The sequence below is a fragment of the Segetibacter sp. genome (assembly GCF_025963695.1).
Classification (GTDB): Bacteria; Bacteroidota; Bacteroidia; order Chitinophagales; family Chitinophagaceae; genus Segetibacter.
Window position 1 is genome coordinate 40,421 of sequence record NZ_JAOQAH010000053.1, and the last position, 22,409, is coordinate 62,829.

At 40.7% G+C, this 22,409-nt stretch carries 24 protein-coding genes; 18 read left to right on the top strand and 6 right to left on the bottom strand.

Annotated elements, in window-relative coordinates; all coding sequences use genetic code 11:
* Window positions 1-22: 22 nt before the first annotated feature.
* The 3 genes from JWR87_RS09220 to JWR87_RS09230 form a co-directional block, all read right to left on the bottom strand.
* Window positions 23-829 (bottom strand): 2Fe-2S iron-sulfur cluster-binding protein, encoded by an 807-nt coding sequence (locus JWR87_RS09220; RefSeq protein ID WP_297818692.1) that lies wholly within the window; start codon window positions 827-829, stop codon window positions 23-25.
* A gap of 219 nt (window positions 830-1,048) precedes the next feature.
* Window positions 1,049-1,729 (bottom strand): hemerythrin domain-containing protein, encoded by a 681-nt coding sequence (locus tag JWR87_RS09225; RefSeq protein ID WP_297818695.1) that lies wholly within the window; start codon window positions 1,727-1,729, stop codon window positions 1,049-1,051.
* A 244-nt stretch (window positions 1,730-1,973) separates the two neighbouring features.
* The gene (locus JWR87_RS09230) at window positions 1,974-2,612 is read right to left on the bottom strand and encodes a carboxypeptidase-like regulatory domain-containing protein (RefSeq protein ID WP_297818698.1); all 639 of its coding nucleotides are present in this window, start codon (window positions 2,610-2,612) and stop codon (window positions 1,974-1,976) included.
* Between the two features lie 379 nt (window positions 2,613-2,991).
* On the opposite strand from JWR87_RS09230, the gene JWR87_RS09235 reads away from it, so the two are divergent.
* From JWR87_RS09235 to pyrF, 5 genes are all read left to right on the top strand, one after another.
* Complete coding sequence (locus JWR87_RS09235) at window positions 2,992-4,116, top strand: Mrp/NBP35 family ATP-binding protein (protein WP_297818701.1); 1,125 nt, start codon at window positions 2,992-2,994, stop codon at window positions 4,114-4,116.
* Between the two features lie 126 nt (window positions 4,117-4,242).
* Window positions 4,243-4,395 carry an ORF6N domain-containing protein gene (locus JWR87_RS09240; protein WP_297818704.1) on the top strand — a complete coding sequence of 51 codons (153 nt, stop codon included), beginning with the start codon at window positions 4,243-4,245 and terminating at the stop codon, window positions 4,393-4,395.
* Between the two features lie 169 nt (window positions 4,396-4,564).
* Complete coding sequence (locus tag JWR87_RS09245; protein WP_297818707.1) at window positions 4,565-5,185, top strand: FMN-binding negative transcriptional regulator; 621 nt, start codon at window positions 4,565-4,567, stop codon at window positions 5,183-5,185.
* The gene (locus tag JWR87_RS09250) at window positions 5,182-6,063 is read left to right on the top strand and encodes a glycerophosphodiester phosphodiesterase (RefSeq protein ID WP_297818710.1); all 882 of its coding nucleotides are present in this window, start codon (window positions 5,182-5,184) and stop codon (window positions 6,061-6,063) included. The genes JWR87_RS09245 and JWR87_RS09250 overlap by 4 nt, the downstream gene beginning before the upstream one ends.
* Before the next feature lie 10 nt (window positions 6,064-6,073).
* On the top strand, window positions 6,074-6,946 hold the full coding sequence (pyrF, locus tag JWR87_RS09255) for an orotidine-5'-phosphate decarboxylase (protein ID WP_297818712.1): 873 nt from the start codon (window positions 6,074-6,076) through the stop codon (window positions 6,944-6,946).
* A gap of 19 nt (window positions 6,947-6,965) precedes the next feature.
* Here the strand turns inward: pyrF and kynU are convergent, their stop codons facing one another.
* On the bottom strand, window positions 6,966-8,225 hold the full coding sequence (gene kynU, locus JWR87_RS09260; protein ID WP_297818716.1) for a kynureninase: 1,260 nt from the start codon (window positions 8,223-8,225) through the stop codon (window positions 6,966-6,968).
* 127 nt (window positions 8,226-8,352) lie between these two features.
* On the opposite strand from kynU, the gene JWR87_RS09265 reads away from it, so the two are divergent.
* From JWR87_RS09265 to JWR87_RS09280, 4 genes are all read left to right on the top strand, one after another.
* A complete protein-coding gene (locus tag JWR87_RS09265) occupies window positions 8,353-8,976 on the top strand; it encodes an NUDIX hydrolase (RefSeq protein ID WP_297818720.1) in 624 nt (207 codons plus the stop codon).
* A 145-nt stretch (window positions 8,977-9,121) separates the two neighbouring features.
* Window positions 9,122-10,306: an acyl-CoA dehydrogenase family protein gene (locus tag JWR87_RS09270; protein ID WP_297818723.1), complete on the top strand. Its 1,185-nt coding sequence runs from the start codon at window positions 9,122-9,124 to the stop codon at window positions 10,304-10,306.
* Between the two features lie 210 nt (window positions 10,307-10,516).
* Complete coding sequence (locus JWR87_RS09275) at window positions 10,517-11,095, top strand: shikimate kinase (RefSeq protein ID WP_297818725.1); 579 nt, start codon at window positions 10,517-10,519, stop codon at window positions 11,093-11,095.
* Complete coding sequence (locus JWR87_RS09280) at window positions 11,088-11,483, top strand: DUF423 domain-containing protein (protein ID WP_297818728.1); 396 nt, start codon at window positions 11,088-11,090, stop codon at window positions 11,481-11,483. The genes JWR87_RS09275 and JWR87_RS09280 overlap by 8 nt, the downstream gene beginning before the upstream one ends.
* Before the next feature lie 128 nt (window positions 11,484-11,611).
* On the opposite strand, the gene JWR87_RS09285 is transcribed toward JWR87_RS09280, so the two are convergent.
* Window positions 11,612-13,168, bottom strand: coding sequence for a hypothetical protein (locus JWR87_RS09285; RefSeq protein ID WP_297818731.1), 1,557 nt, complete (start codon window positions 13,166-13,168; stop codon window positions 11,612-11,614).
* Between the two features lie 275 nt (window positions 13,169-13,443).
* On the opposite strand from JWR87_RS09285, the gene JWR87_RS09290 reads away from it, so the two are divergent.
* Together JWR87_RS09290 and JWR87_RS09295 are read left to right on the top strand one after the other, a co-directional pair.
* Window positions 13,444-14,190, top strand: coding sequence for a PPK2 family polyphosphate kinase (locus tag JWR87_RS09290; RefSeq protein WP_297818734.1), 747 nt, complete (start codon window positions 13,444-13,446; stop codon window positions 14,188-14,190).
* A 565-nt stretch (window positions 14,191-14,755) separates the two neighbouring features.
* Entirely contained in the window at window positions 14,756-15,895 is a 1,140-nt protein-coding gene (locus JWR87_RS09295) for a cellulase family glycosylhydrolase (RefSeq protein WP_297818737.1), read from the top strand.
* Between the two features lie 251 nt (window positions 15,896-16,146).
* Here the strand turns inward: JWR87_RS09295 and JWR87_RS09300 are convergent, their stop codons facing one another.
* Window positions 16,147-16,638, bottom strand: a complete 492-nt coding sequence (locus JWR87_RS09300) for an ankyrin repeat domain-containing protein (RefSeq protein ID WP_297818741.1) — start codon at window positions 16,636-16,638, stop codon at window positions 16,147-16,149.
* Window positions 16,639-16,755: 117 nt separating this feature from the next.
* On the opposite strand from JWR87_RS09300, the gene JWR87_RS09305 reads away from it, so the two are divergent.
* The 7 genes from JWR87_RS09305 (at window position 16,756) to JWR87_RS09335 (ending at window position 22,317) form a co-directional block, all read left to right on the top strand.
* Entirely contained in the window at window positions 16,756-17,769 is a 1,014-nt protein-coding gene (locus JWR87_RS09305; protein WP_297818744.1) for a N(4)-(beta-N-acetylglucosaminyl)-L-asparaginase, read from the top strand.
* A gap of 330 nt (window positions 17,770-18,099) precedes the next feature.
* Window positions 18,100-18,429 (top strand): metalloregulator ArsR/SmtB family transcription factor, encoded by a 330-nt coding sequence (locus JWR87_RS09310; RefSeq protein WP_297818747.1) that lies wholly within the window; start codon window positions 18,100-18,102, stop codon window positions 18,427-18,429.
* Between the two features lie 102 nt (window positions 18,430-18,531).
* Window positions 18,532-19,380 (top strand): arsenite methyltransferase, encoded by an 849-nt coding sequence (locus JWR87_RS09315; protein WP_297818750.1) that lies wholly within the window; start codon window positions 18,532-18,534, stop codon window positions 19,378-19,380.
* Between the two features lie 95 nt (window positions 19,381-19,475).
* Entirely contained in the window at window positions 19,476-19,895 is a 420-nt protein-coding gene (locus JWR87_RS09320; RefSeq protein ID WP_297818753.1) for an arsenate reductase ArsC, read from the top strand.
* Complete coding sequence (locus JWR87_RS09325) at window positions 19,888-20,046, top strand: hypothetical protein (protein WP_297818755.1); 159 nt, start codon at window positions 19,888-19,890, stop codon at window positions 20,044-20,046. Before JWR87_RS09320 ends, JWR87_RS09325 begins: the two co-directional genes overlap by 8 nt.
* A gap of 137 nt (window positions 20,047-20,183) precedes the next feature.
* A complete protein-coding gene (gene fbaA, locus JWR87_RS09330; protein ID WP_297818758.1) occupies window positions 20,184-21,251 on the top strand; it encodes a class II fructose-bisphosphate aldolase in 1,068 nt (355 codons plus the stop codon).
* A gap of 91 nt (window positions 21,252-21,342) precedes the next feature.
* Window positions 21,343-22,317 carry an ROK family protein gene (locus tag JWR87_RS09335; protein WP_297818761.1) on the top strand — a complete coding sequence of 325 codons (975 nt, stop codon included), beginning with the start codon at window positions 21,343-21,345 and terminating at the stop codon, window positions 22,315-22,317.
* Window positions 22,318-22,409: the final 92 nt, after the last annotated feature.

The window sequence follows — 22,409 nt, forward strand, 5'->3', positions numbered from 1 at the left end:
TAAATGTTTTTTTGGGGATGCGTTAGATTTGGGTTGATTCCTTTTGATCAACAAAGTGCCAGTTTTGCGCTACCGCTTTTCCGGTGTGTACTTCGCGAATGGCATCTACAATATTGGGATAAGCACCACAGCGGCAGATATTTCCCGACATCCGTTCCCGGATTTCAGAATCTGAAAGTTGAAGTGGACCTGCTTTTAAACGTACATCCGGCGTAACATAACTTACTTCCCCGTTTTTGGCTTCGCTCATTAAAGCTACTGCCGAGCAGATCTGCCCAGGGGTACAGTATCCGCATTGGAAGCCGTCGTGTTTAATAAACGCAGCCTGAATAGGGTGAAGCTCTCCACCCTTAGCTAAACCTTCGATAGTTGTTACGGATTTATTTGTGCAACTAGCTGCAAGCGTGAGGCACGACAACACGCGTTTTCCATCGACAATGACAGTGCAGGCGCCACATTGACCATGGTCGCAACCTTTTTTTGAACCGGTTAGCTGCAACCTTTCGCGAAGGGTATCAAGCAAAGTCATTCTTGAATCAACATCTAGAGACTTCCTTACACCGTTTACTCTAAAAGCAACATTAACGCTGTTTTCCAGGTTAATTGGTAGTTCTGCGTTTAATGGTTCGTGTAATGAACCTGCGAATGTTTCTTTGCCAAACATTTGCATGGCAAGTATTCCGCCACCAGCCATCGTTATTTGTTTGAGGAAACTGCGGCGGGCTTCGTTAAAATCTGATAGCTCGTTCTGGTCTTCACACAGGAGTTGCCCAAAAAGTTGTTTTTCATCCTCCGTTAATTCCTGGTCCGAATTTTCTTCCGTCATCATAGATATTCTTTTTACAAGTACAGTATTTAAAGCTAAGGAATTTCAGGTTTTATGTAACCAACAAACTCTGGCTGATTTATTAATTGTATTGTTACCGGACCGATATAAGAAGGTGAGTAAGTTGTACAAATATGAATACGTAATTAAACAAGAAAGCCGGCGGGAGATTATCCTGCCAGCTTCTATATAACAACCGGACTTCAAAAAGTTTAAATAATTTTAAAATAAAAGTTCTTCTTCCATTACAGCATCCTGTACTTCTGCCCTGATTTGTTCTGGTAACTCTGTATAGGTCATGTCTATTAATGCATCGAACACACATGCTGGCAAGGTTTGTTGTACTGCCTGTAACCAGCTTATGGCTTCTGCTTTGTTAATACTGCGTAACATCCATTTTGCACTAAGCATTTTTTCTTCCGGTGGTATGGCTGCAGTAAGCCTTTCATTTAGTTCAAGTAACTGCTGGTCGGTGTAATTAGCCCATAAAACACGATTGATTTCTATTTCTTCTTTCGACATATGGCTGATGTTAATGACCAGGAAATCGCGGAATGATTTGCTGATGCACGAGCCGCAGTTTATTCGTTCTTCACTTGTTTGCAGGGAACGATACATGGTAATCAGCGTTTGGAGACGGTTTCCTATTTTAGCATTGGCCACGTGTTCTTTTTCAAATGCCTCCACAAGTTCAGGTTCGAAAGCTTCGATTGCAGGCAGTATAAAAACATCTTCATAATAAGCGTGTTGCTCTAATTGGCGAACAACCGATTTTACTTTTGCAAGGACCGCCTCCGCTTCATCTACATCTGCAAAATAAGTTTGTTGTAGTGTTAACGCTGCATCGTACATCATTGCACGGAGCGCTTTATGAATCAGGTTGAATGAATTAAGGCGTTGCATAAGAAGTTCCTTTTTGTTTTAGTTTTTTTGATTTGGTGAACCAAAATTGTAACGTGAAACAAAAAAATGCAATTGCAAAGCGTATGAGTTGTAGCAACCCGGGATAGGCGGTCAAAAAGGATGAGGCAAGAAGCGAATTTTGTGCTTCGAAAAATGACTGCTATAATGCCTTACACTTAAAAAGTAATAGTTTCATTGAAATAGAAAAGCATCGGTAAATGCAACAAAGCGCTTTGTTTTCGGGCTATTTGCTTTTGAAATCGCCTCGCTTCCACGCCTGGATAAATTCGGACCATGCAAAAGGGTTCAAAATATTCATGGGGGGTGTTTGCCCGGTATAATACATCTTTTGCGCACTTTGCCTCAAAGCATAATTCGACGCTTCGCGCCCGTCTGCAGGAAGACTTGCCATCAATACCCGTCTTTTGGCAATATCATTGTTTTGCCTGGCTATTTCATATTTGTCGTCGGGGAAACGCGCATTCACAAAATCTCTTTCAAATTGCGCCCTGGTAGGGCGGGGCTTTAAAATAGTTGCGGGCAGGTAAGCGGTATCGGTTACCAAAAGTTGTATAATGCTGTATTGGTTGCTTTGCAGTTTGGATGGAATGGTGACAAGTTTGGGTTTAAAGCCAACGCTGGTAAACTCTACCTGGTCGTTCTTAAGAACAACTATTGAAAATACACCGTCGTCGTTGGTCATAGTACCGCGGTTAGTACCTTTTACTACCACACTCACTGCAGGAAGGGCGCGAAGACTGTCAGCCGTCATCACCACACCGTACAACTGTACCACGCTGTCTTGCATACTCTCAAACTGTGCAAGCAGCCTGAGGGGAAAAAAGCAAACCAATAAAATAATGTATCGTAAAATTTTATTCATTTAGTTATATAGTTAGCAATGCTGCCTTTATTTATTTTCTAAATTTTAAGAACTGACGTGTTGTTTTTCAACTTCTGTTTTTCATGGCATCATCGTTGTGTCACTCACTTCAACCGGTTGTACTTTTTTAATCACTTATTACAAACCACTCAAAGTTTTGTTCGTACCTCTAACGCCTTTTAGCCTAAAGGAGTTGCATAGAGAAAACATGGGTACAAGAGTGCGACGCAACGGCTGTAAAACCAAAGTTACAAAGGCGGGTTACATAAAAAAATATCTTCAACGCCTTCTTAACAAATAGCTTTCGGCCTAAAACAAAGTACGGCAGTCAATGGTTAACTTTGCCGCTGGATAAGCTTATTTAACAAAAACTTCTGTGATGACAAAAGACGATATATTAAAGGCGTTAAGCAATGTGCAGGAACCTGATCTTGGTAAAGACCTGGTAACGCTTAACATGGTGAAGGATATAGAAATTGAGGGTAACTATGTGTCGTTTACTGTAGTGCTAACTACACCTGCATGCCCCTTAAAAGACATGATAAAAAATGCCTGCATTAATGCGGTAAAAATACTGGTGAATAAAGAGGCGACAGTAAACGTAAAGTTTACTTCGAATACTACAAGTAAGCGTAAAGAAGGCGATGGGGTGTTGCCAAACGTAAGAAATATTATTGCAGTAATCAGCGGTAAGGGCGGGGTTGGAAAGAGCACCGTGGCGGCCAACCTTGCACTTGCACTTAGCCAGGGCGGTGCTAAAGTAGGTTTGATGGACGCTGATATTTACGGCCCTAGTGTTCCGATCATGTTTGGCGTTCGTGGCGAAAGACCAATGATGCAGGAAGTGAACGGCAAAGGGTTAATTGTTCCTTTAGAGCGATATGGAATAAAGCTATTGAGTATTGGTTTGCTGGTGGACGAAAAAAGCGCGGTGGTTTGGCGGGGGCCCATGGCCAGCAGCGCAATTAAACAGTTTGTTACTGAAGTGCTGTGGGGCGATCTTGACTACCTGGTCATTGACATGCCGCCCGGTACCGGAGACATTCATCTTACTTTGATACAAACAGTGCCGGTAACTGGTGTAGTAGTCGTAACTACTCCGCAGGATGTGGCATTAGCTGATGCTAAAAAAGGAATCGCCATGTTTGGACAGGCGCAAATTAAGGTGCCTATTATTGGGCTGGTGGAAAACATGAGCTATTTTACCCCGGCAGAATTACCACACAACCGTTATTACATTTTTGGTAAAGAAGGTGGTAAAAGGTTGGCGGAAGAATATGACATTCCTTTCTTAGGGCAGATACCCCTTGTACAAAGTATACGGGAAGGTGGCGATATTGGTATTCCTGTAATGGTTGGTGATGACGCAATAACCAAACAGGCATTTGAAGAATTTGCTGCTGCTGCTGCAAGAAGTATTAGTATGCGTAACGCAAATATGACAGCAACACAGGTGGTGGAAATTGTGGAAGAGGTGGGGATGGTGAGTAAGGTTGGGGAGTAGCGTGGAGTGGTAGGTAAGTGGCTTGATGCTGAACAGCCTTAGGGTTTTGGCCATACTGCATATCATTAGTTTTAGTTGCTTTAGTTATTACTTTAGAGGTATCACAAAATGTGATACCTCTTTTTTATGCCGAAAGCGATCGCACATCAAACGTTTGAAGTAACGGATAAGATTTATTCTATAAGAGGACAGAAGGTAATGTCAGACTTTAATCTTGCGCTGTTATACAACCTACAAACAAGGGCTTTGAAACAAGCTGTCAGGCGTAACAAAGGATAGGTTTCCCCTTGATTTTAAATTTGACCTAACCCGGGTTGGCGTTGATTACCTGGTATCACTCAAAAAACAAAACCAAGAGAACGGATAGGATTTAAGAAATACTTATTATGATGCGGTTGTTTTATTTGTAAACAGGTATCCTTTACATTCCTTCGATTACTTTTGCCTCATGTACAACATTCCCTATTATAAAGCTGATGATGAAAGGGAAGTTATTGACTTCATGAATAGTCATCCGTTTGCTATAATAACAGGGGTTGACTCAAATCATCATCCGGTTGCTACACATGTTCCTGTTTTAATTGAAGAAAGAGAAGAAAAGCTTTTCTTACTTGCCCATATTGCTAAACAGACAGATCATTATAAGGCGCTTTTCCAAAATCCGGATGTGTTGGTTATTTTTTCTGGCGCGCATGCTTACGTAAGCGCGAGTTGGTACAAGAACCAGCAACAAGCAAGCACGTGGAATTACCAGGCAGTGCACGCGAAAGGCAAATTGAAATTTTTAAATGAGGATGGTTTATTAGACCTCTTGCACCGGCTTACTGCTCATTTCGAAGACAATGCTTCATCTCCGTCTTTGGTTGAGCATCTTTCGGGCGATTATGTGAGCGGGTTAACCAAAGCGATTGTGGCTTTTGAAATTGAAGTGACTGAGATAGCGCACATATTTAAACTTAGCCAGAACAGGGATAAAGAGAGTTATGCAAATATCATTAATCATTTAAGTGATGGAGATAGCGAGGCACAGGCACTGGCATTGGTCATGCAAAAACGCGGGCAACGATGAGTAAATTTATTTGGGTATGCTCTATATTATGGCTGTCTTGTGTGGCAACAAAAAATAATACAAAGCCTATGACTTTCGATTGGCAGGCCCATAGGGGCGGACGCGGTATTTTTCCTGAAAATACAATTTCTGCAATGCTTGGTGGTGTAGACCTTGGCGTAACAACGCTTGAGATGGATGTGGTGATTTCAAAAGACAAGCAAGTGATTGTAAGTCACGATCCCTATTTTAATCCTGATATTACTACAAAACCTGACGGTAGTTATCTAACAAAGGCAGAGGAAAAAAATCTGGTGCTGTATCAAATGACTTACGATGAAATAAGCAGGTTTGATGTGGGTATGAAAGTACATCCCAAATTTCTGCAACAGAAGAAATTAAAAGCTGTCAAGCCCCGTTTAGCTGATTTAATTGACAGTGTAGAAACTTATACAAATCGTAAAAAGCTTCCTGCTAAGTTTTATAATATTGAAACAAAATCTAAACCTGCTACAGACAATCAATATCATCCTGAGCCGGCTGAATTTGTAGAATTACTGGTACAGGTTATTAAAGCTAAACAGATAGAAAAAAGAACGATCATACAATCTTTTGACGTTCGCACGCTGCAATATCTTCATCTTAAATATCCGTCAATTAAAACAGCTTTCCTGGTAGAGGGCGCTGGTACTGTGCAAGATCAACTTTCAAAATTAGGATTTACTCCTACGATCTATAGTCCCGAGTTTCACCTGGTGGACGAGCAATTAATTGCTGATTGTAAAAAGATGGGTATGCAGATAATTCCATGGACAGTAAACGATCTTCCGAAAATGAAGCAATTAAAGAAATGGGGAGTTGACGGAATAATTACTGATTATCCAAATTTATTGTTTTAAAAACTTGAGCATGAACAGGCAAGAATTGATACGGCAGGTTAAAGAGAAGAAAAATTATTTGTGTATAGGTCTCGATACTGATATAGATAAGCTGCCAAAACATTTACAGGGTAATCAACAAGCAGTGTTTGAGTTTAATAAAGCAATCATCGATGCTACAAAAGACTTCTGCGTTAGCTATAAAATTAACACGGCTTTCTATGAAGCAATGGGTATAAAAGGTTGGGAAGCACTCGAGCAAACGGTTGATTATATACCCTCAACTCATTTTAAAATTGCAGATGCAAAACGTGGTGATATAGGAAATACGTCTGCTCAATATGCAAAGACGTTTTTTGAAGTGTACAATTTTGACGCTGTAACTGTAGCGCCGTATATGGGGGAAGATAGTGTTCGTCCGTTTCTCGAATATGAAAACAAATGGACGATAGTGCTGGGGCTGACTTCAAACAAGGGTAGCGAAGATTTTCAGCAGTTGGTGGTTCGTACGGAAAGCGAAGAGTTTTTATCCGAAATAACGCTGGGGCATCATCACACGCAACAGTATCTGTACGAAAAGGTGATGCAACAAATTGCAGGCTGGGGAACGCCGGAAAACCTGATGTTTGTTGTAGGGGCCACAAAAGCAGCGCAGCTACAGCAGATTAGGAAAGCGTATACCGAACACTTTTTTTTAGTGCCGGGGGTTGGTTCGCAAGGGGGAAGTCTTGCAGAAGTATCCCGCGCAGCCTTACATGCTGACGGAGGACTTTTGGTAAATGTTAGCCGGGCAATTATTTATGCAGGTACCGATGAATGTTTTGCAGAAGATGCAATGACTATAGCCAGGCAATACCACGACGAGATGAATATTTTATTCGATGAAGTTTTACCTTCTTTGTAGGGATTGCGTTTTACAGGTTTTAATCAAAGTCCTTCAATATTTCATAAAACCTATAAACATCCTGGTAAGAACAATAAAGAGGGGCAGGTGCAACCCTCACAACTCCAGGCTCGCGGTAGTCCACTACAATTCCGCTGTCAATCATTTTCTCGTGGATCTCCTTTCCCCTTTCTTTAAAGTATAAAGACAGTTGCGCGCCGCGACTTTCGCGGTGAGCGGGCGTTATGATTTCAAAATCTAAATGATGCAACTGCTGTAAGAGAAACTCCAGATAGGCCGTTAGTTCCCTGCTTTTAACTTTAATATCTTCAAAACCTGCTTCTTCAAACATTTCAAGCGAGGCTTTTAACGAAGCCATGTTCAAGATCTGCGCCGTGCTGATGTTCCAGCCACTCGCGTTAGGCTTGGCCACAAAACCTTTCTTCATTTTAAACCTTGCCTGCTCGTCATTTCCCCACCAACCGGCAAAGCGTGGCGTAGAGGGATCAGTTGCATACCTTTCGTGTACATATAAACCACCTACGGCGCCTGGACCACCGTTGAGGTACTTATATGAACACCAGACAGCAAAATCTACATTCCAGTCATGCAGTTCAAGGTGTACGTTACCTGCTGCGTGGGCCAGGTCGAAACCTGCAATAGCTCCGGCTTTTTGAGTAGCTTCTGTAATAGATTTTATATCGAATAACTGGCCGGTATAATAGTTTATTCCACCCAGCATCACCATAGCTACGCTAGCTCCATTGGTTTCAATCAACGATAGGATGTCTTCGTGCCGCAATGTTTTTTCACCTTCTCTCGGGGCAATTTCTATCACTGCTGCATCCCAATCAAAACCATGATGCTTTACCTGTGTCTCAACAGCGTATTGGTCTGATGGGAATGCCCCTGCTTCCATGATGATTTTAAATCTTGAACTGGTAGGACGGTAAAAAGTCAGCATTAACAAGTGAAGATTAACAGTGAGGCTATTCATTACGGTTACTTCATCTTCCTTGCAACCAACTATTTTCGACAGGGATTTTTTGAAGTATTCCTGGTAATACATCCACGGATTTTTTGCGTTTAAAAAACCGGCTATGCCCCGGTTTTTCCAATCATCTAATTCTTGTTGAACCGATGCCTGTACCTGCTTCGACTGCAATCCCAGCGAGTTGCCGCAGAAATAAATGGAATCCGCACCGTCTATCTGGGGAAAGTAAAATTGTTGTTTATATTTTGCCAGTTTATCTTCTTTGTCCTTTTGTTGTGCAAACCGGCGCGATGCTTCAAAATTCATTAATATATCTTTAGCGGCTTAAAACAAGAAAATTACAACATTTGGTGTTTAAGGAATTACCTGATGCAATTTTCTTGATTCTGTGTATAAAAGTTCTGTTAATCTTAATTTTATCCGTCGCATTATTATGAAAGACATTGGAATATTAAACGAAATAAAGCGCTTAAAATCACTGGCAGATGTGGGACTTCTTTATTGTAAAAATGAATACGATAAAGAGCGATACCTGGAACTGCAGCAGATTAGCTTAAATCTTTTTGCTGAAGTAAGCGGAACAAGTAGGGAGGATTTGACTTGTATTTTTCCACCTGCTAAAGATTATCCTACAGCTAAGGTTGATATACGTGGTGTAATGATTTCTGCAGATAAAAAGATTTTACTGGTACAAGAAAGTGTAGATGGCAAGTGGTCGTTACCAGGTGGATGGGCAGATATTGGGTTTAGTCCAAAGGAGACAATTATAAAAGAGTGTAAAGAAGAGACGGGACTTGATGTGATACCTGACCGACTGTTAGCAGTGTTTGATAAAAAAATGCATCCTCATCCACCACAGCCCTTTTATGTTTACAAAATGGTTTTTTACTGCAGGGAACTTACAACAGAAATAACCAAAGGCTTTGATGTATTGGATGTGGATTATTTTGCTTTCGACAATCTTCCAACACTGTCTGAAGATCGAATCCTCAGCAGCCAAATCAAGCTGTTGGTAACAAAAGTGCTTGAAGACGACTATGAAGTTTATGTTGATTAGGAGAAATTGATGACGAATGATTAGTTGTACACTTTTACCGTTTCAGTACTATTTCGCTGAATATTGACGATTATGTAAAAGTGTGCGACGCAACAATGTTTAATAGTACCAGGGTGGCTGGGTACAAAAAATAAAATAATTGATAATGGCTGCTAAAACAGATGTGTTTGAATCGCCGGATTATTACCTGGTGGACGAGTTGTTAACCGAAGAACAAAGAATGGTTCGCGAAACCATTAGAAGTTATGTGAAAAAAGAGATATCACCGATTATAGAAGATTATGCGCAAAGGGCCGAGTTTCCGCAACAAATTGTAAAGCAGCTGGGAGACCTGGGCTGTTTCGGACCAACCATTCCGATACCATACGGAGGGGGAGGAATGGATTATATCAGTTATGGTTTGATGATGCAGGAATTGGAAAGGGGCGACAGCGGTGTAAGATCAACTGCATCGGTACAAGGCTCGCTTGTTATGTATCCTATTTATGCATATGGTAGTGAAGCACAGCGGCAAAAATATTTGCCGAAGTTGGCGAGTGGCGAGTGGCTTGGTTGCTTCGGTCTTACCGAGCCTGATTACGGAAGCAACCCGGCAGGCATGCTAACAACTATAAAAGATGCAGGTGATCATGTTGTTTTAAATGGGTCGAAAATGTGGATCAGTAATGCACCTTTTGCGCAAGTTGCTGTTGTTTGGGCAAAGAATGATGAGGGAGAAATTCAGGGGGTAGTAGTTGAGCGCGGAATGGAAGGGTTTTCGACGCCCACCACGCACGGTAAATGGAGCCTCAGAGCAAGTGCAACAGGTGAATTGGTTTTTGACCAGGTGAAGGTGCCCAAAGAAAATATTCTTCCTAATGTGAAAGGTCTGAAGGGGCCGCTGGGTTGTTTAAGCAAAGCCCGTTATGGTATTGCATGGGGGGCGTTGGGTGCGGCAATGGATTGTTACGATACAGCTTTACATTACAGCAAGGAGCGGGTGCAGTTTGGCCGGCCGATAGGAGGTTTTCAATTACAGCAGAAGAAACTTGCCGAGATGATAACAGAGATAACGAAAGCTCAATTGCTCGTTTGGCGACTAGGTGTGCTAATGAATGAAAATCGTGCTACGCCTGCACAAATATCAATGGCCAAAAGAAACAGTTGCGAGATAGCTGCAAACATTGCGCGTGATGCGCGCCAACTGTTAGGTGGAATGGGAATAACAGGCGAATATAGCATTATGCGCCACATGATGAATATTGAAAGTGTGATTACCTATGAAGGTACCCACGATATTCACCTGCTAATAACAGGTATGGATGTTACGGGGTTAAATGCCTTTACATAAAGAAGTAACCGAATAGTTAAGGAAATTAAAAAGTAGCCTTCTTTTCATCAATATTAGTTGTTGTTACCACCCCGATGGCTTTGCTTTATCAAAAAATAATTTGCCACCCGTTCAAGAGCCTTTAACTATTTTTTCGAAAAACCAGGGGCAGGCAAACAACATTTTATATTAGAATTTGTCTATTGATGCAAATGTATAACACCTAACACAATGACTACCATAACTGCAAAAAAACCAACTAAAGCCACTTCCAAAGATTTACCTGCTGATGCAAAAACTCAGGCAAAAATTTTTCTCATTGGTATGATGGGTTCGGGAAAATCGTACTGGGCCGACAAGCTGAAGAAAAAGCTGAAAGTGCCGGCTTATGACCTGGACTCGTTGGTTGAAATGATGGAGGAAAAATCTATTAAAGAGATTTTTGAGGAAGATGGCGAAGAATACTTTAGAAAGGCAGAGGCAAAAATGCTGCGGTTGTTCTCCGAAAAAAAGCAATTTATTGTATCATGCGGCGGCGGCACTGCTTGCTACAACGACAATATGAAGTGGATGAATAAACACGGAATTACTGTTTGGATTGATGAGCCTGTTGAGACTTTATGCGAGCGCTTATCGAAAGAAAAATTCCACCGCCCCTTAATAAAAGATTTGGATGACCAGTCATTAAAAAGCTTTCTCAAAAAACAACTGGAAGAGCGAACGGCTTTTTATGATCAATGTGCGTACAGACTAAATAGCAAAGAGCTTTCTGAAACTACTTTCTTAAAAATAATCGCCTCAAATGCATAGAACTTTTTTACAGATAGCGGCTTTGTTAGGCGCTGTTTCTGTTGCGTTTGGTGCGTTTGGTGCGCACGCGCTCAAAAAGATTGCTTCTGATGTTGCAGTCAATATTTTTGAAACAGGTGTTCGTTACCAGTTTTATCATGTTTTCGCACTTGCCGTTGTAGGTATTCTTTACCGTGATTTTTCGAGCAAGTGGATGTTGTGGGCAGGTAATTTGTTTATGATTGGCATGTTGCTTTTCTGCGGTTCTTTGTACCTTTTAACTTATTTTAAAGCTACTGCAAAGCCTAATTTCGATTGGGTCGGTGCCATTACTCCCTTAGGCGGATTGGCTTTTATTGGTGGGTGGGTGTGCCTTTTTGTAGGGCTGTACAAATCAACTGCTGTTTAAAAAAAATTCCTGTTCAAATACTATTTTGGTAATCGACTTTAGGTCCTTTTTTCTTCAGCCGTTGCGTCGCACACTTTTACTTTGGTTATTCCTATTCCGCTATCTTTTGGCTAAGTAATGCGTATGATCTAAAAAGTAGACTTTTGAAGAGCTTTGTTTTTACTTTCGGTTCTGCTGTCGTACGCGATTTTCTCAGACTCATTTTCCTTGGTTTTTCTAAATATCAGGTAGCACTCGGGCTCGCTGAGACCGGTTTTCCAGCACAGGTAGCCTTTAAAAAATGCAACTGCTTTATATCCCCGCAGTTCAATCTTTGCCTTACTCTTAATGTGATCGGATGCGAATATTACTACGCCAGGTTGCAGGCATTCTATTGTGTCTAATACAGCCTTTGAGGCACCTACACTCGTTACATTATATATCGACCAATTCCAGAACCGGTGATCCGATCCGTTGTTGTGATTAGAAAAAATGTTTTTTGAGAAATAAGGAAGTATAGAAATATTTTTCCACCCGCTGATATAGATATTTTCCTGGTCAAGCTTTTTGTCTTTAATATATTTTGCTACACTCTGTCCTGCCGAGTAATTATGATAGAGGTCATATTTTACCACGTTCACAGACCAGTAAATCTGTACCACAAATACCACTGCCATGCCTGCAACTACCGCTTTAGTAAGACCCCTCGGGTTCTCGTTCCTGTACTTTTCATAACTAATCCATAGAACGAAAATCCACAGTAAAAATAAAACGCCCTGGTGCCACAGGTTCCTGTATTTAATTCCAAACAGAATTGAAAGTAATATCAATGGAAGTAGGTACACGAGCCCGGTCTTATTTTTAAAAAACCAAATGAAAGTAGTAGAGAATATGATTAGCGCAACTATGCCAAAAAGCATTGGAAGATGTGTAAACTCATTCATCACCAACGATCCTGCTATCATTCTTCTGGCTATAATCCACCCTAGTTTTATGTTAGAGTTGATATAGTTAGCATAGATCTGGTCAGGCGGTGTCATAATAATGTATATGACCAGAAGTGCGACTAATCCAAAGATAAAAAGCGAGATTAGCTGGTGAGTTCTCGTTCTTGTGTTTGTATTTTTCCAGGCTTTAATAATATCAATAAAATGAACAAAAGCTATCGAACCTGCAATCAGAAAGGTATGGGCGCTTATGTTTGCCAACAGGCAAAGCAGTAATGTGAAAAGATAAGGGTGATCGTTCTTCTTATTGTAGTTAAATGCAATAAGAAATAAAATGGGGGAAATAAGGCAATAATTCCTGGCTACAACACCATATTGAAAAAATACAAAAAATGTAAAAGGATACAATATTTTAATAAGTGGCGGAAACGGAGCATGCCTGATAAAAATCCAAACACCCGATGCTGCAAAAAGTGCCGACAGTATGTTTATTGAGTAGTACGGAAAACCTAGTTTAGCAGGAATCATTAAAATAAGATGCCATAAACCGGGAGACCCCTCGTACCTTAAGTAAGTAACAAACAACTCTTTGATGCTCGTGTCTTTTGCAAGCAACCATGCCTGCGCTTCATCCATCCATGGCTCGTGATGCGAAACAACGACAGTTAGTAAGATTGCATAAATTGCAAATACAATTACCTCGTATTTTTCCTTTACATATTCAAATATTCCTAACCTATTAGTTAAGGTGACGTTCATAAAACCTGTTCAAGCTAAATATTTAAAAATATTATCTTCTGCTTCCAACTCTATGCCAACCATTACCCCCTTCTATTGGTCGGGTTTATCTAGCTTTGGTCCTGTTAGAATGAGACGTGCAAACTTAATTGTTTATTCTGTTGTCTTCATTATCAACATGTTAAACGTTTCCTTTATGTGTTGTAGGGCTGGCATCTTTTTGTTGTAAAAGCACAGTATGGGCAATCACTAATCTACTTCTCTAAAACGCATTTATAAAGTTTCAAACCCAAAACATGCCGCAAAGCCTTTCAAAAATTTCGACCCGTGCACCAAAAGAAATGGATAAAATTCAAACAAAGCAAGCGCTTGTTTCTGTATTAGAAGAATTAGATGAGTTACAAAACTTATTATTTGCCGAAGGAAAACATTCGTTGTTAGTAGTTATACAGGGCATGGATGCAAGTGGAAAGGACGGTGCTATTAAAGATGTATTTGGTACTTTAAATCCCCAGGGTGTATCTGTTACATCTTTTAAAACGCCTACGCCTCATGAGTTGGGTCATGATTTTTTATGGCGTATTCACCAACACGCTCCTTTAAAAGGTACTATTCAGGTGTTTAACCGTTCGCATTACGAGGATGTATTAATTACCCGCGTACATAAATGGATAGATGATGAAACTGCTTTTAAAAGAATGAAAGCAATAAATAGTTTCGAAAAATTGCTTCTCGAGCATAATCAAACCCAGGTGCTGAAGTTTTACCTGCACGTGTCAAAGCAAGAGCAGCAAGAGCGTTTAAACGAGCGCATCTCTGATGTGACGAAACAATGGAAGTACAATGAAAATGATTTTAAGGAGGCGAAGCTTTGGGACGATTATATGAATGCGTACGAAGACTGTTTTGAGCAATGCAACGAACTGCCCTGGACAATAGTTCCTTCTGATCAAAATTGGTTTAAAGAATATACAATTGCCACAACAGTGCGCGATACTTTAAAGGGGTTAAATATGAAGTATCCCGGCATGAAGAAAGAATAAGTCTACGTGTGCAAGTAACACACGTTACCAACCGTCCGGTTCATACGTAATGTATCTATTCTTGACCGTTCCAGGTTTAACTGGTAAAATTTACACTCTTCATATTCCATCTCACTAAACGCAATGTGTACTACAACCCGTGCATCTGTTAAACACCCATTTATTGTGTACGGCACCACTCTAAACATAAGGCCGATGCCACCGTTATAAGGACTAATTAAGGCATGTTCGCTAAAAGTAAGCTTAAGCCTTGGGCGGGGTAAAACGCCTCATACAAAAGACCTGTCAGCAGCCCGAACGGTGGCGAGGTTGCAAGCGATTCTATGGCAGCGATAATGTGCGCAATAAACCAACAGATTTATTCTTCCGTAACCTGCCGTAGTAAACGTTTCGGTGCTGCCTGGTGGTTTACTTCATCTATGAAAGTCCCTATCAGTACCTTGAAACTTAAAGCAAATTTGCTTTAATATTTTAGGTAATTTGTAAAGCTAAAACAGGTTGTTGCAGGTAACAGCAGGCTGTAACAAACGAATTGTTTACATTGGAAATGAAAAAAAGTTAAAAAGTGGAAAGAAGAATATTTATAAAAAACACAAGCCTGGCAACAGCGGGGCTCGCTTTAACCAACATTGCGCCAGTAGGCTTAGCAACTCCCCCTAAAAACAATCTTCCGCAGTGGAGGGGGTTTAACCTACTCGATTTCTTTTCACCTAATCCAAAACCTACCACAAAACCAACCACCGAAGATCATTTTCGTTGGATGCGGGACTGGGGATTTGACTTTGTACGAATACCAATGGCTTATCCATATTACCTTAATATCGATAGAACCAAAAACATTACAACCGATGACGTTTATAAGATAAACAATGAAGCAGTAGATCGCATAGACAGCCTGGTAAGGATGGGGCACAAGTACAATATGCACGTCAGCCTAAACCTGCATAGGGCTCCCGGTTATTGTGTTAATGCAGGTTTTAATGAACCGTATAACTTGTGGACGAATGAGGAAGCACAGAAAGCATTCAATTTTCACTGGGCAATGTGGGCAAGACGCTATAAAAATGTTTCTTCTAAAAAAATAAGTTTCGACTTGCTGAACGAACCCAGCATGCGGGAAGATATGAATGACCAACTCTCGAAGAGAAGTGAAGTGCCTGGAGCAATTTATCGCAAGGTGGCTAAAGCGGCAGCCGAAGCTATTCGTACAGAAAATTCCGGACATTTGGTTATTGCCGACGGTAATAACGTGGGCAGTAATGTTATTCCTGAAATAATTGATTTGAATATTGCACAAAGTTGTCGTGGTTACAATCCCGGTATTATTTCACATTATAAGGCGCCATGGGCAAATAAGGATCCCGAGAATTTGCCGCAGCCGAAATGGCCCGGGCAGGTTGGAAAGCAGTTCTTGAGCCGTACCATGCTTGAGGAGTTTTATAAGCCATGGATCGATTTGACCAAGAAGGGTGTTGGAGTACATTGCGGAGAATGTGGGGCATGGAACAAAACACCACACGATGTTTTTATTGCCTGGTTTTCCGATGTACTTAGTATACTTTCTGAAAACAAGATTGGCTTTGCTTTATGGAATTTCATTGGCGACTTTGGCGTTATAGACTCAGGTCGCACCGATGTGGCCTACGAAGACTGGAACGGCCATAAGCTCGATCGAAAGTTATTGAATTTATTGATGAAGCAATAAAGCAACTTCCGGTAAAATAACAAGACGGTGGAGTTTGTAATCAGATCTCGACGTATAGTTTAAAGTGAAAGCTGTTTGGTTTTAGGTGTAAGCTTAAGCCAACACCCTGCAGAAGTTGAGGAGTGTTAGGTGGAAAGGCTGATTAGTTAGATAGCGCAACCGCGCAACAATGATTAAACTAGGCGGTAGTCTTAGATACAAACAGTAAATGCTTTTTCGTTTAACTGCCGACAGCCGCTTTGGTGCTATGATTACTTATTTACTGCATATTGCTCTATCAAATCGTACATCGGCCAGTTCTCTTGCAACCTTGCATGATCTAAAGGTGTTTTACCTCTTGCATCCTGCACAAATACATCTGCGCCTTTTTGTAGCAATATTTCAGCTATTTGCAAATGACCAAAAGTGGCAGCAAATGTTAGCGCCGTTGCCCCGTTAGAATTTCTTTCATTTACGTCTGCACCGGCATCAACTAATTTTCGTGCAAGTTCTGTATAACCTTTAAAACATACACCCATCAAAGCTGTGTTGCCGGCGGCATCCTGCCCGCTTGTACCAGCTCCTTTTTCCAAAAGAAAATCAACTACTTCAACCGAGTTATTATACACTGCAAGAATCAACGGTGTAAACCCTTTCATGTCTACTGTATGTATAGCCTCTGCATTTTCTTCGTAAATTTTTTCAACCAGTTCCCTGTCATTTCTACGACATGCATCAAATATTTGAGTTGGATCTAAAGGCATCAGACTTTTGTTTGTAGTTAAAAATTCAGGGGATAAAGATAAAGTCTTCAATACTTTTTAACCCCTTATATTTATTTTGGTAACAACGAAAGTACAACTCAACATAAAAAAATTGCAATGATTAAAAGACGATATTTTCTTCAATTGTCCACTTTGGGAATCACAGGTCTTGTTAGTCCGGAATTTTTTAGGGCACCTCAAAGGGGCAACAGGCCTATTGTGATTTCTACATGGAAAGAAGGCATTGCTGCAAATAATGCGGCATGGCAAATACTGAGCAAAAAAGGCCGAGCAATTGATGCTGTTGAGGCGGGCGTAATGGTTACTGAAAATGCTATTAATTGTTGTGTGGGCCTCGGCGCTAATCCCGATCGTGATGGAATTGTTACCCTCGATGCATCGATCATGGATGAAAAAGGAAATGCAGGATGTGTGGCTGCATTGGAACGCATAAAACATCCGATTACGGTAGCGCGAAGGGTGATGGAAAAAACGCCGCATGTAATGTTGGTTGGAGAAGGCGCCCAGAAGTTTGCAGTAAGTGAGGGGTTTACTCTGGAAGAGCAAAAACTTTCGCCGGCTGCTGACAAGCAATACAAGGAATGGCTGAAAACGTCTACTTATAAACCCGTAATAAATATCGAAAACAGTGGTCATGGTCCTTTTGCCCCTACCAGGTTTAAAGACGGAACCTTCAATCATGATACAATTGGAATGGTTGCGTTAGATGCAGCCGGAAATCTTAGTGGCAGTTGTACCACCAGCGGTATGGGTTTTAAAATGCGCGGAAGGGTAGGCGATTCTCCCATCATCGGTGCCGGTCTTTTTGTTGATAATGAAGTTGGCGCCGCCACTGCAACTGGTGTTGGCGAAGAGGTGATAAAGATCTGCGGAACTCATTTGGTGGTTGAGTTAATGAGACAAGGATTGTCGCCACAGGCGGCATGCAAAAAAGCAGTCGAGCGGATTGTAAAAAAAGATCCCAAAAAAGCAAAAGAAAACCAGGTAGGTTTTATAGCCATAAACAAGGCAGGGCAACACGGAGCCTTTTGTCTTCAAAAAGGTTTTAACTACGCCGTTTGTTATGCAAACGATCACAACGTTTTAATTGATAGTCCAAGTTGGTATTAGGGGTCATTCTATTTTGCCAGCTTTATACCCTTTTTCAACATCGTTGTGTCACTCACTTTTGCTGTTATTTTGCTATTCATCTTTTTCAGGCGCCCACCAAAATTCCCACTAATTCTATATAAGAAGCTGAATGCAAATTGTTGCCTCAAGTGCCTTGCTGTACTTTCAAAAAACGCATAAAGTGAAGTAAGAAGACCACAAAGTCTTACGCAAGGAACATAACAAAAGTGAAATGCCAGTATGGGAGACCGATAAGAGTAAAAGTTTTTTGCTAAAAAAATAGAAAAGCCGGGGTATTTAAAAAACTAATCGTAATATTGCGATGTACTTATGGGAGCAACAAAATCACACGAATTTGGAGTTAAGGAGAATCAACTGGCAAAATATGCCAAGGCATTAGCCCATCCGGCACGTATAGCTATACTAAGCCTGCTTGCAAAACGGCAAGCTTGCGTATGTGGTGACATAGTAGATGAATTGCCATTGTCTCAAAGTACAGTTTCGCAGCACCTTAAAGAATTGAAAGAAGCAGGTTTGATAAAAGGTGATATTGAAGGAGCCCGGGTTTGCTATTGCATTGATGAGAAAGAATGGAAAGCGGCGCAGGTACACCTTAACTCATTTTTCGACACTTTAAAGTCAGGCAGCAACTGTTGCTGATTTTTTTTGAACCTATTGATCGGTATTTTACGATTGGGAATGTGATCGATCAAATTAGAAACCCCAAAGTCAGCAAACCATTGAACAATAAAACAATAAATCATGAACACACAAGACAATGTAAAAGAACTGGTGCGCCAGAAGTATTCAGAGATTGCTTTGCAAGACAAAGAGACAAATGAATCGTCCTGCTGCGGGTCGGGATGTTGCAGTACAGAAGTATACAACATTATGGCAGATGATTATACAAACCTGGAAGGTTACAATGCAGATGCTGATTTAGGTTTAGGTTGTGGTTTGCCAACGCAATTTGCAAAAATAAAAAAAGGTGATGTAGTAATTGACCTGGGAAGTGGCGCAGGTAACGATGCTTTTATTGCAAGAAATGAAACAGGTGAAACCGGTAAAGTGATTGGTATAGACTTTACCCCTGCCATGATTGAAAGGGCCAGGTTAAATGCCGAAGCAAGAGGTGTACATAATGTTGAGTTTCGGCAGGGGGATATTGAAAAAATGCCTGTAACCTCAAACGTAGCTGACGTTATTGTAAGCAACTGTGTGCTTAACCTTGTTCCAAATAAAGATGGGGTGTTTAAAGAAATATTCAGAACATTGAAACCAGGCGGGCATTTCTCTATCTCTGACATCGTATTGGAAGGTGAATTGCCAAAGCAAATAAAAGAAGCTGCCGAAATGTATGCAGGATGTGTGGCCGGTGCAATTCAAAAACAAGATTACCTGGAATTGATAAAAACAAATGGATTTGCAAGTATCACCGTTCAAAAAGATAAAGCGATCGTGATTCCTGATGACATTTTAAGTAATTACTTAACTGCGGAACAAATTGAAGATTTTAAAAGAGATGGAACCGGCATTCGAAGCATAACGGTATATGCAGAAAAACCTGCAGAAGTAAAGTCAGCTTGTTGCGGACCTGAATGTTGTAACTAAAATGTGTATGGTAATCTTTACTAAAATGTGAGTTTCTAAAGTAAGATCGCAAGGTGATATATGAAGAAGGCGAAATTTAATACAATATAAAAAGTATGAAGAGGATTCTAGTTTTATGTACCGGCAATAGTTGCCGCAGCCAGATAGCGGAAGGTTATTTAAGGCATTTTGCCCCAGGTAAGGCTGAAATATATAGTGCTGGAGTGGAGACCCACGGAGTTAACCCAAAAGCGATCGCTATAATGAAAGAAGATGAGATTGATATTTCTCGTCATACTTCAAATAATATTTTGGAATACACAGACATAAACTTTGACTATGTAATTACTGTTTGTGACAATGCAAAAGAACGTTGCCCATTTTTTTCGTCGAATGCCAAAAAATATCATTACAATTTTCCTGACCCTGCAAAAGCAACCGGAACCGAAGAAGAAATTATGGCGGAGTTTAGAAGGGTGAGGGAGATGATAAAAGATTATTGCAGAAAGTTTGTGGAAGAGAATTTTGATGCTTGAAGATATTTTTTCGATGTCGCTTTTGCCGGATGAGCCACACTTTGCAGGTGTGGCTCATCTGTTAGTGCTGCTGCCAAAAAAGCTGCACAACGATTTGCCGTACAACGGTGCGACGCAAGAATGTTTCATTGAAGTTCTTCGGGTTGGCTAATAGTCCTGCAAAATAGTAGTTGACACGGTGCTATGAATATCAGGAATAACAGACACGAGATTGCAACGCCTACTTTTTTTATAAACTTAGTTAATGATAATTCATAATTTGCAATCCAATTTTAAAAATTCTTGATAATGAAAAAGTACAAAGCAGGAGTCGTTTTCGGTGAAGAACTCGAAGCTCTTTTGAAAGATGCTAAAGAAAATGAGTTTGCATTGCCAGCAGTTAATTGCATCGGCACAAATTCAATTAATGCTACACTTGAAACGGCGGCTAAAGTTAATTCTCCTGTTATTATTCAATTTTCAAATAGCGGTGCTCAATTTATAGCCGGTAAAGGAATGCCGAATGATAACCTGCAGGCAAATATTTCCGGTGCTATTTCAGGTGCGTTGCACGTTCACAATGTGGCAAAGTATTATGGCGTTCCTGTAGTGCTGCATACCGATCATGCTGCTAAAAAATGGCTTCCCTGGATCAGTGGTTTGATTGATGCCGGACAACAGTTTCATAAAGAAAAAGGCCAGCCGCTGTTTAGCTCCCACATGCTCGACTTGTCTGAGGAGTCGTTGGAAGAAAATATTGAAACATGTGTTCAGTTTTTTAAAAGGATGGCACCATTAGGAATGGCCATTGAAATTGAACTGGGTGTAACAGGTGGTGAGGAAGACGGAGTAGATAACAGTGATGTAGAGAACGAAAAATTATATACTCAGCCAAGAGAGGTGGCTCATGCTTTTGAAGAGCTTCGTGAAGTGGGAAGTCTATTTACGGTGGCAGCAGCTTTTGGTAATGTGCACGGTGTGTATAGCCCGGGTAACGTAGAGTTAAGGCCTGAGATTTTAAGGAATAGCCAGCAATACATCCAGGAACATTTTAGCACCAACGAAAAGCCGGTGTATTTTGTATTTCATGGCGGAAGTGGTTCACCACAAAACCAAATTCGCGAAGCAATCAGTTACGGCGCAATTAAGATGAACATTGATACCGATATGCAATGGGCTTTTTGGGAAGGTGTTTTGAATAACTACAAAAAGAACGAAGGTTATTTGCAAGGCCAGTTAGGTAATGCCGAGGGCGCAGATAAGCCGAACAAGAAATATTACGATCCTCGTGTGTGGTTACGTAAAGGCGAAGAGACATTTATTAAAAGGCTTGAAGCTGCTTTTGATGATTTGAATTGCGTTAACAGGAATGGGTAAAGGAAGTTGTGGGTTTTGAGTTTAAAGTTTCGGGTTCTGGTTTTGACAACTTTAAACTTTTTAAATATTTTCGGAATTAAAACTTTTGCTGATGCCAAATAGGGTTGATCAATATGCTATCGGAATTGATATTGGGGGAACGGGTACTAAGTATGGGTTAGTGAATCATCGGGGCGATATATCATATAGAGGAAGTAACATTCGAACAAACGAATATGATGATGTGAATGATTTTGTTGATGATTTGTACAAGGAATTAAAACCTTCAATTGATGCCGTTGGAATAGAGAATATTAAAGGTATTGGAGTTGGTGCGCCAAACGGAAACATTTATACAGGAACGATTGACTTTGCTCCTAATTTGCCCTGGCGCGGCGTTATTCCGTTAGCGAAAATGGTATCGGATAAATTTAATTTACAGTGTTCACTAACAAACGATGCTAATGCCGCTGCTGTTGGAGAAATGATGTATGGGGCAGCCCGGGGGATGAGAGATTTTATTGTCATTACCCTTGGTACCGGTGTTGGAAGTGGCATCGTTTCGAATGGTCAACTAATTTATGGACATGATGGTTTTGCCGGTGAACTTGGGCATACAATTATAAGACCTGGTGGACGCAAACATGAAGGTACCGGCGCTTATGGTTCTTTAGAAAGTTATGCATCTGCAACCGGTATTGTTTTAACGGCAAAGGAAATGTTGCAGCAAACAGATAAACCGACTTTACTACGCAATTATCCTCTTGAACAAATTGACTCGAAGCTGGTTTATGAATGTGCAATGCAAGGCGATGAAATTGCACAGGAAGTATACAGGTTTACAGGACAAATCTTAGGGGAGTCTCTTGCCAATTTTATTATGTTTTCTTCACCGGAAGCAATTATTTTATTTGGTGGAGTTATTAAAGCAGGTAGTCTTATTTTGGATCCTACCAAGGAGCACATGGAGAAGAACGTGCTCAACATATTTCAGAATAAGGTAAAACTAATTTTAAGTGAGTTGAAGGAAGCCGATGCGGCTATTTTAGGCGCGAGCGCTTTGGTATGGGAGAAGAGAGACGTATAGGCAACGATATAAGTTGAAGGATTATTAATAGGTGTAACAACAAGGACAGGAGACAGCGATCTTCTGTCCTTCTTGTTTTATAGCAATATGCC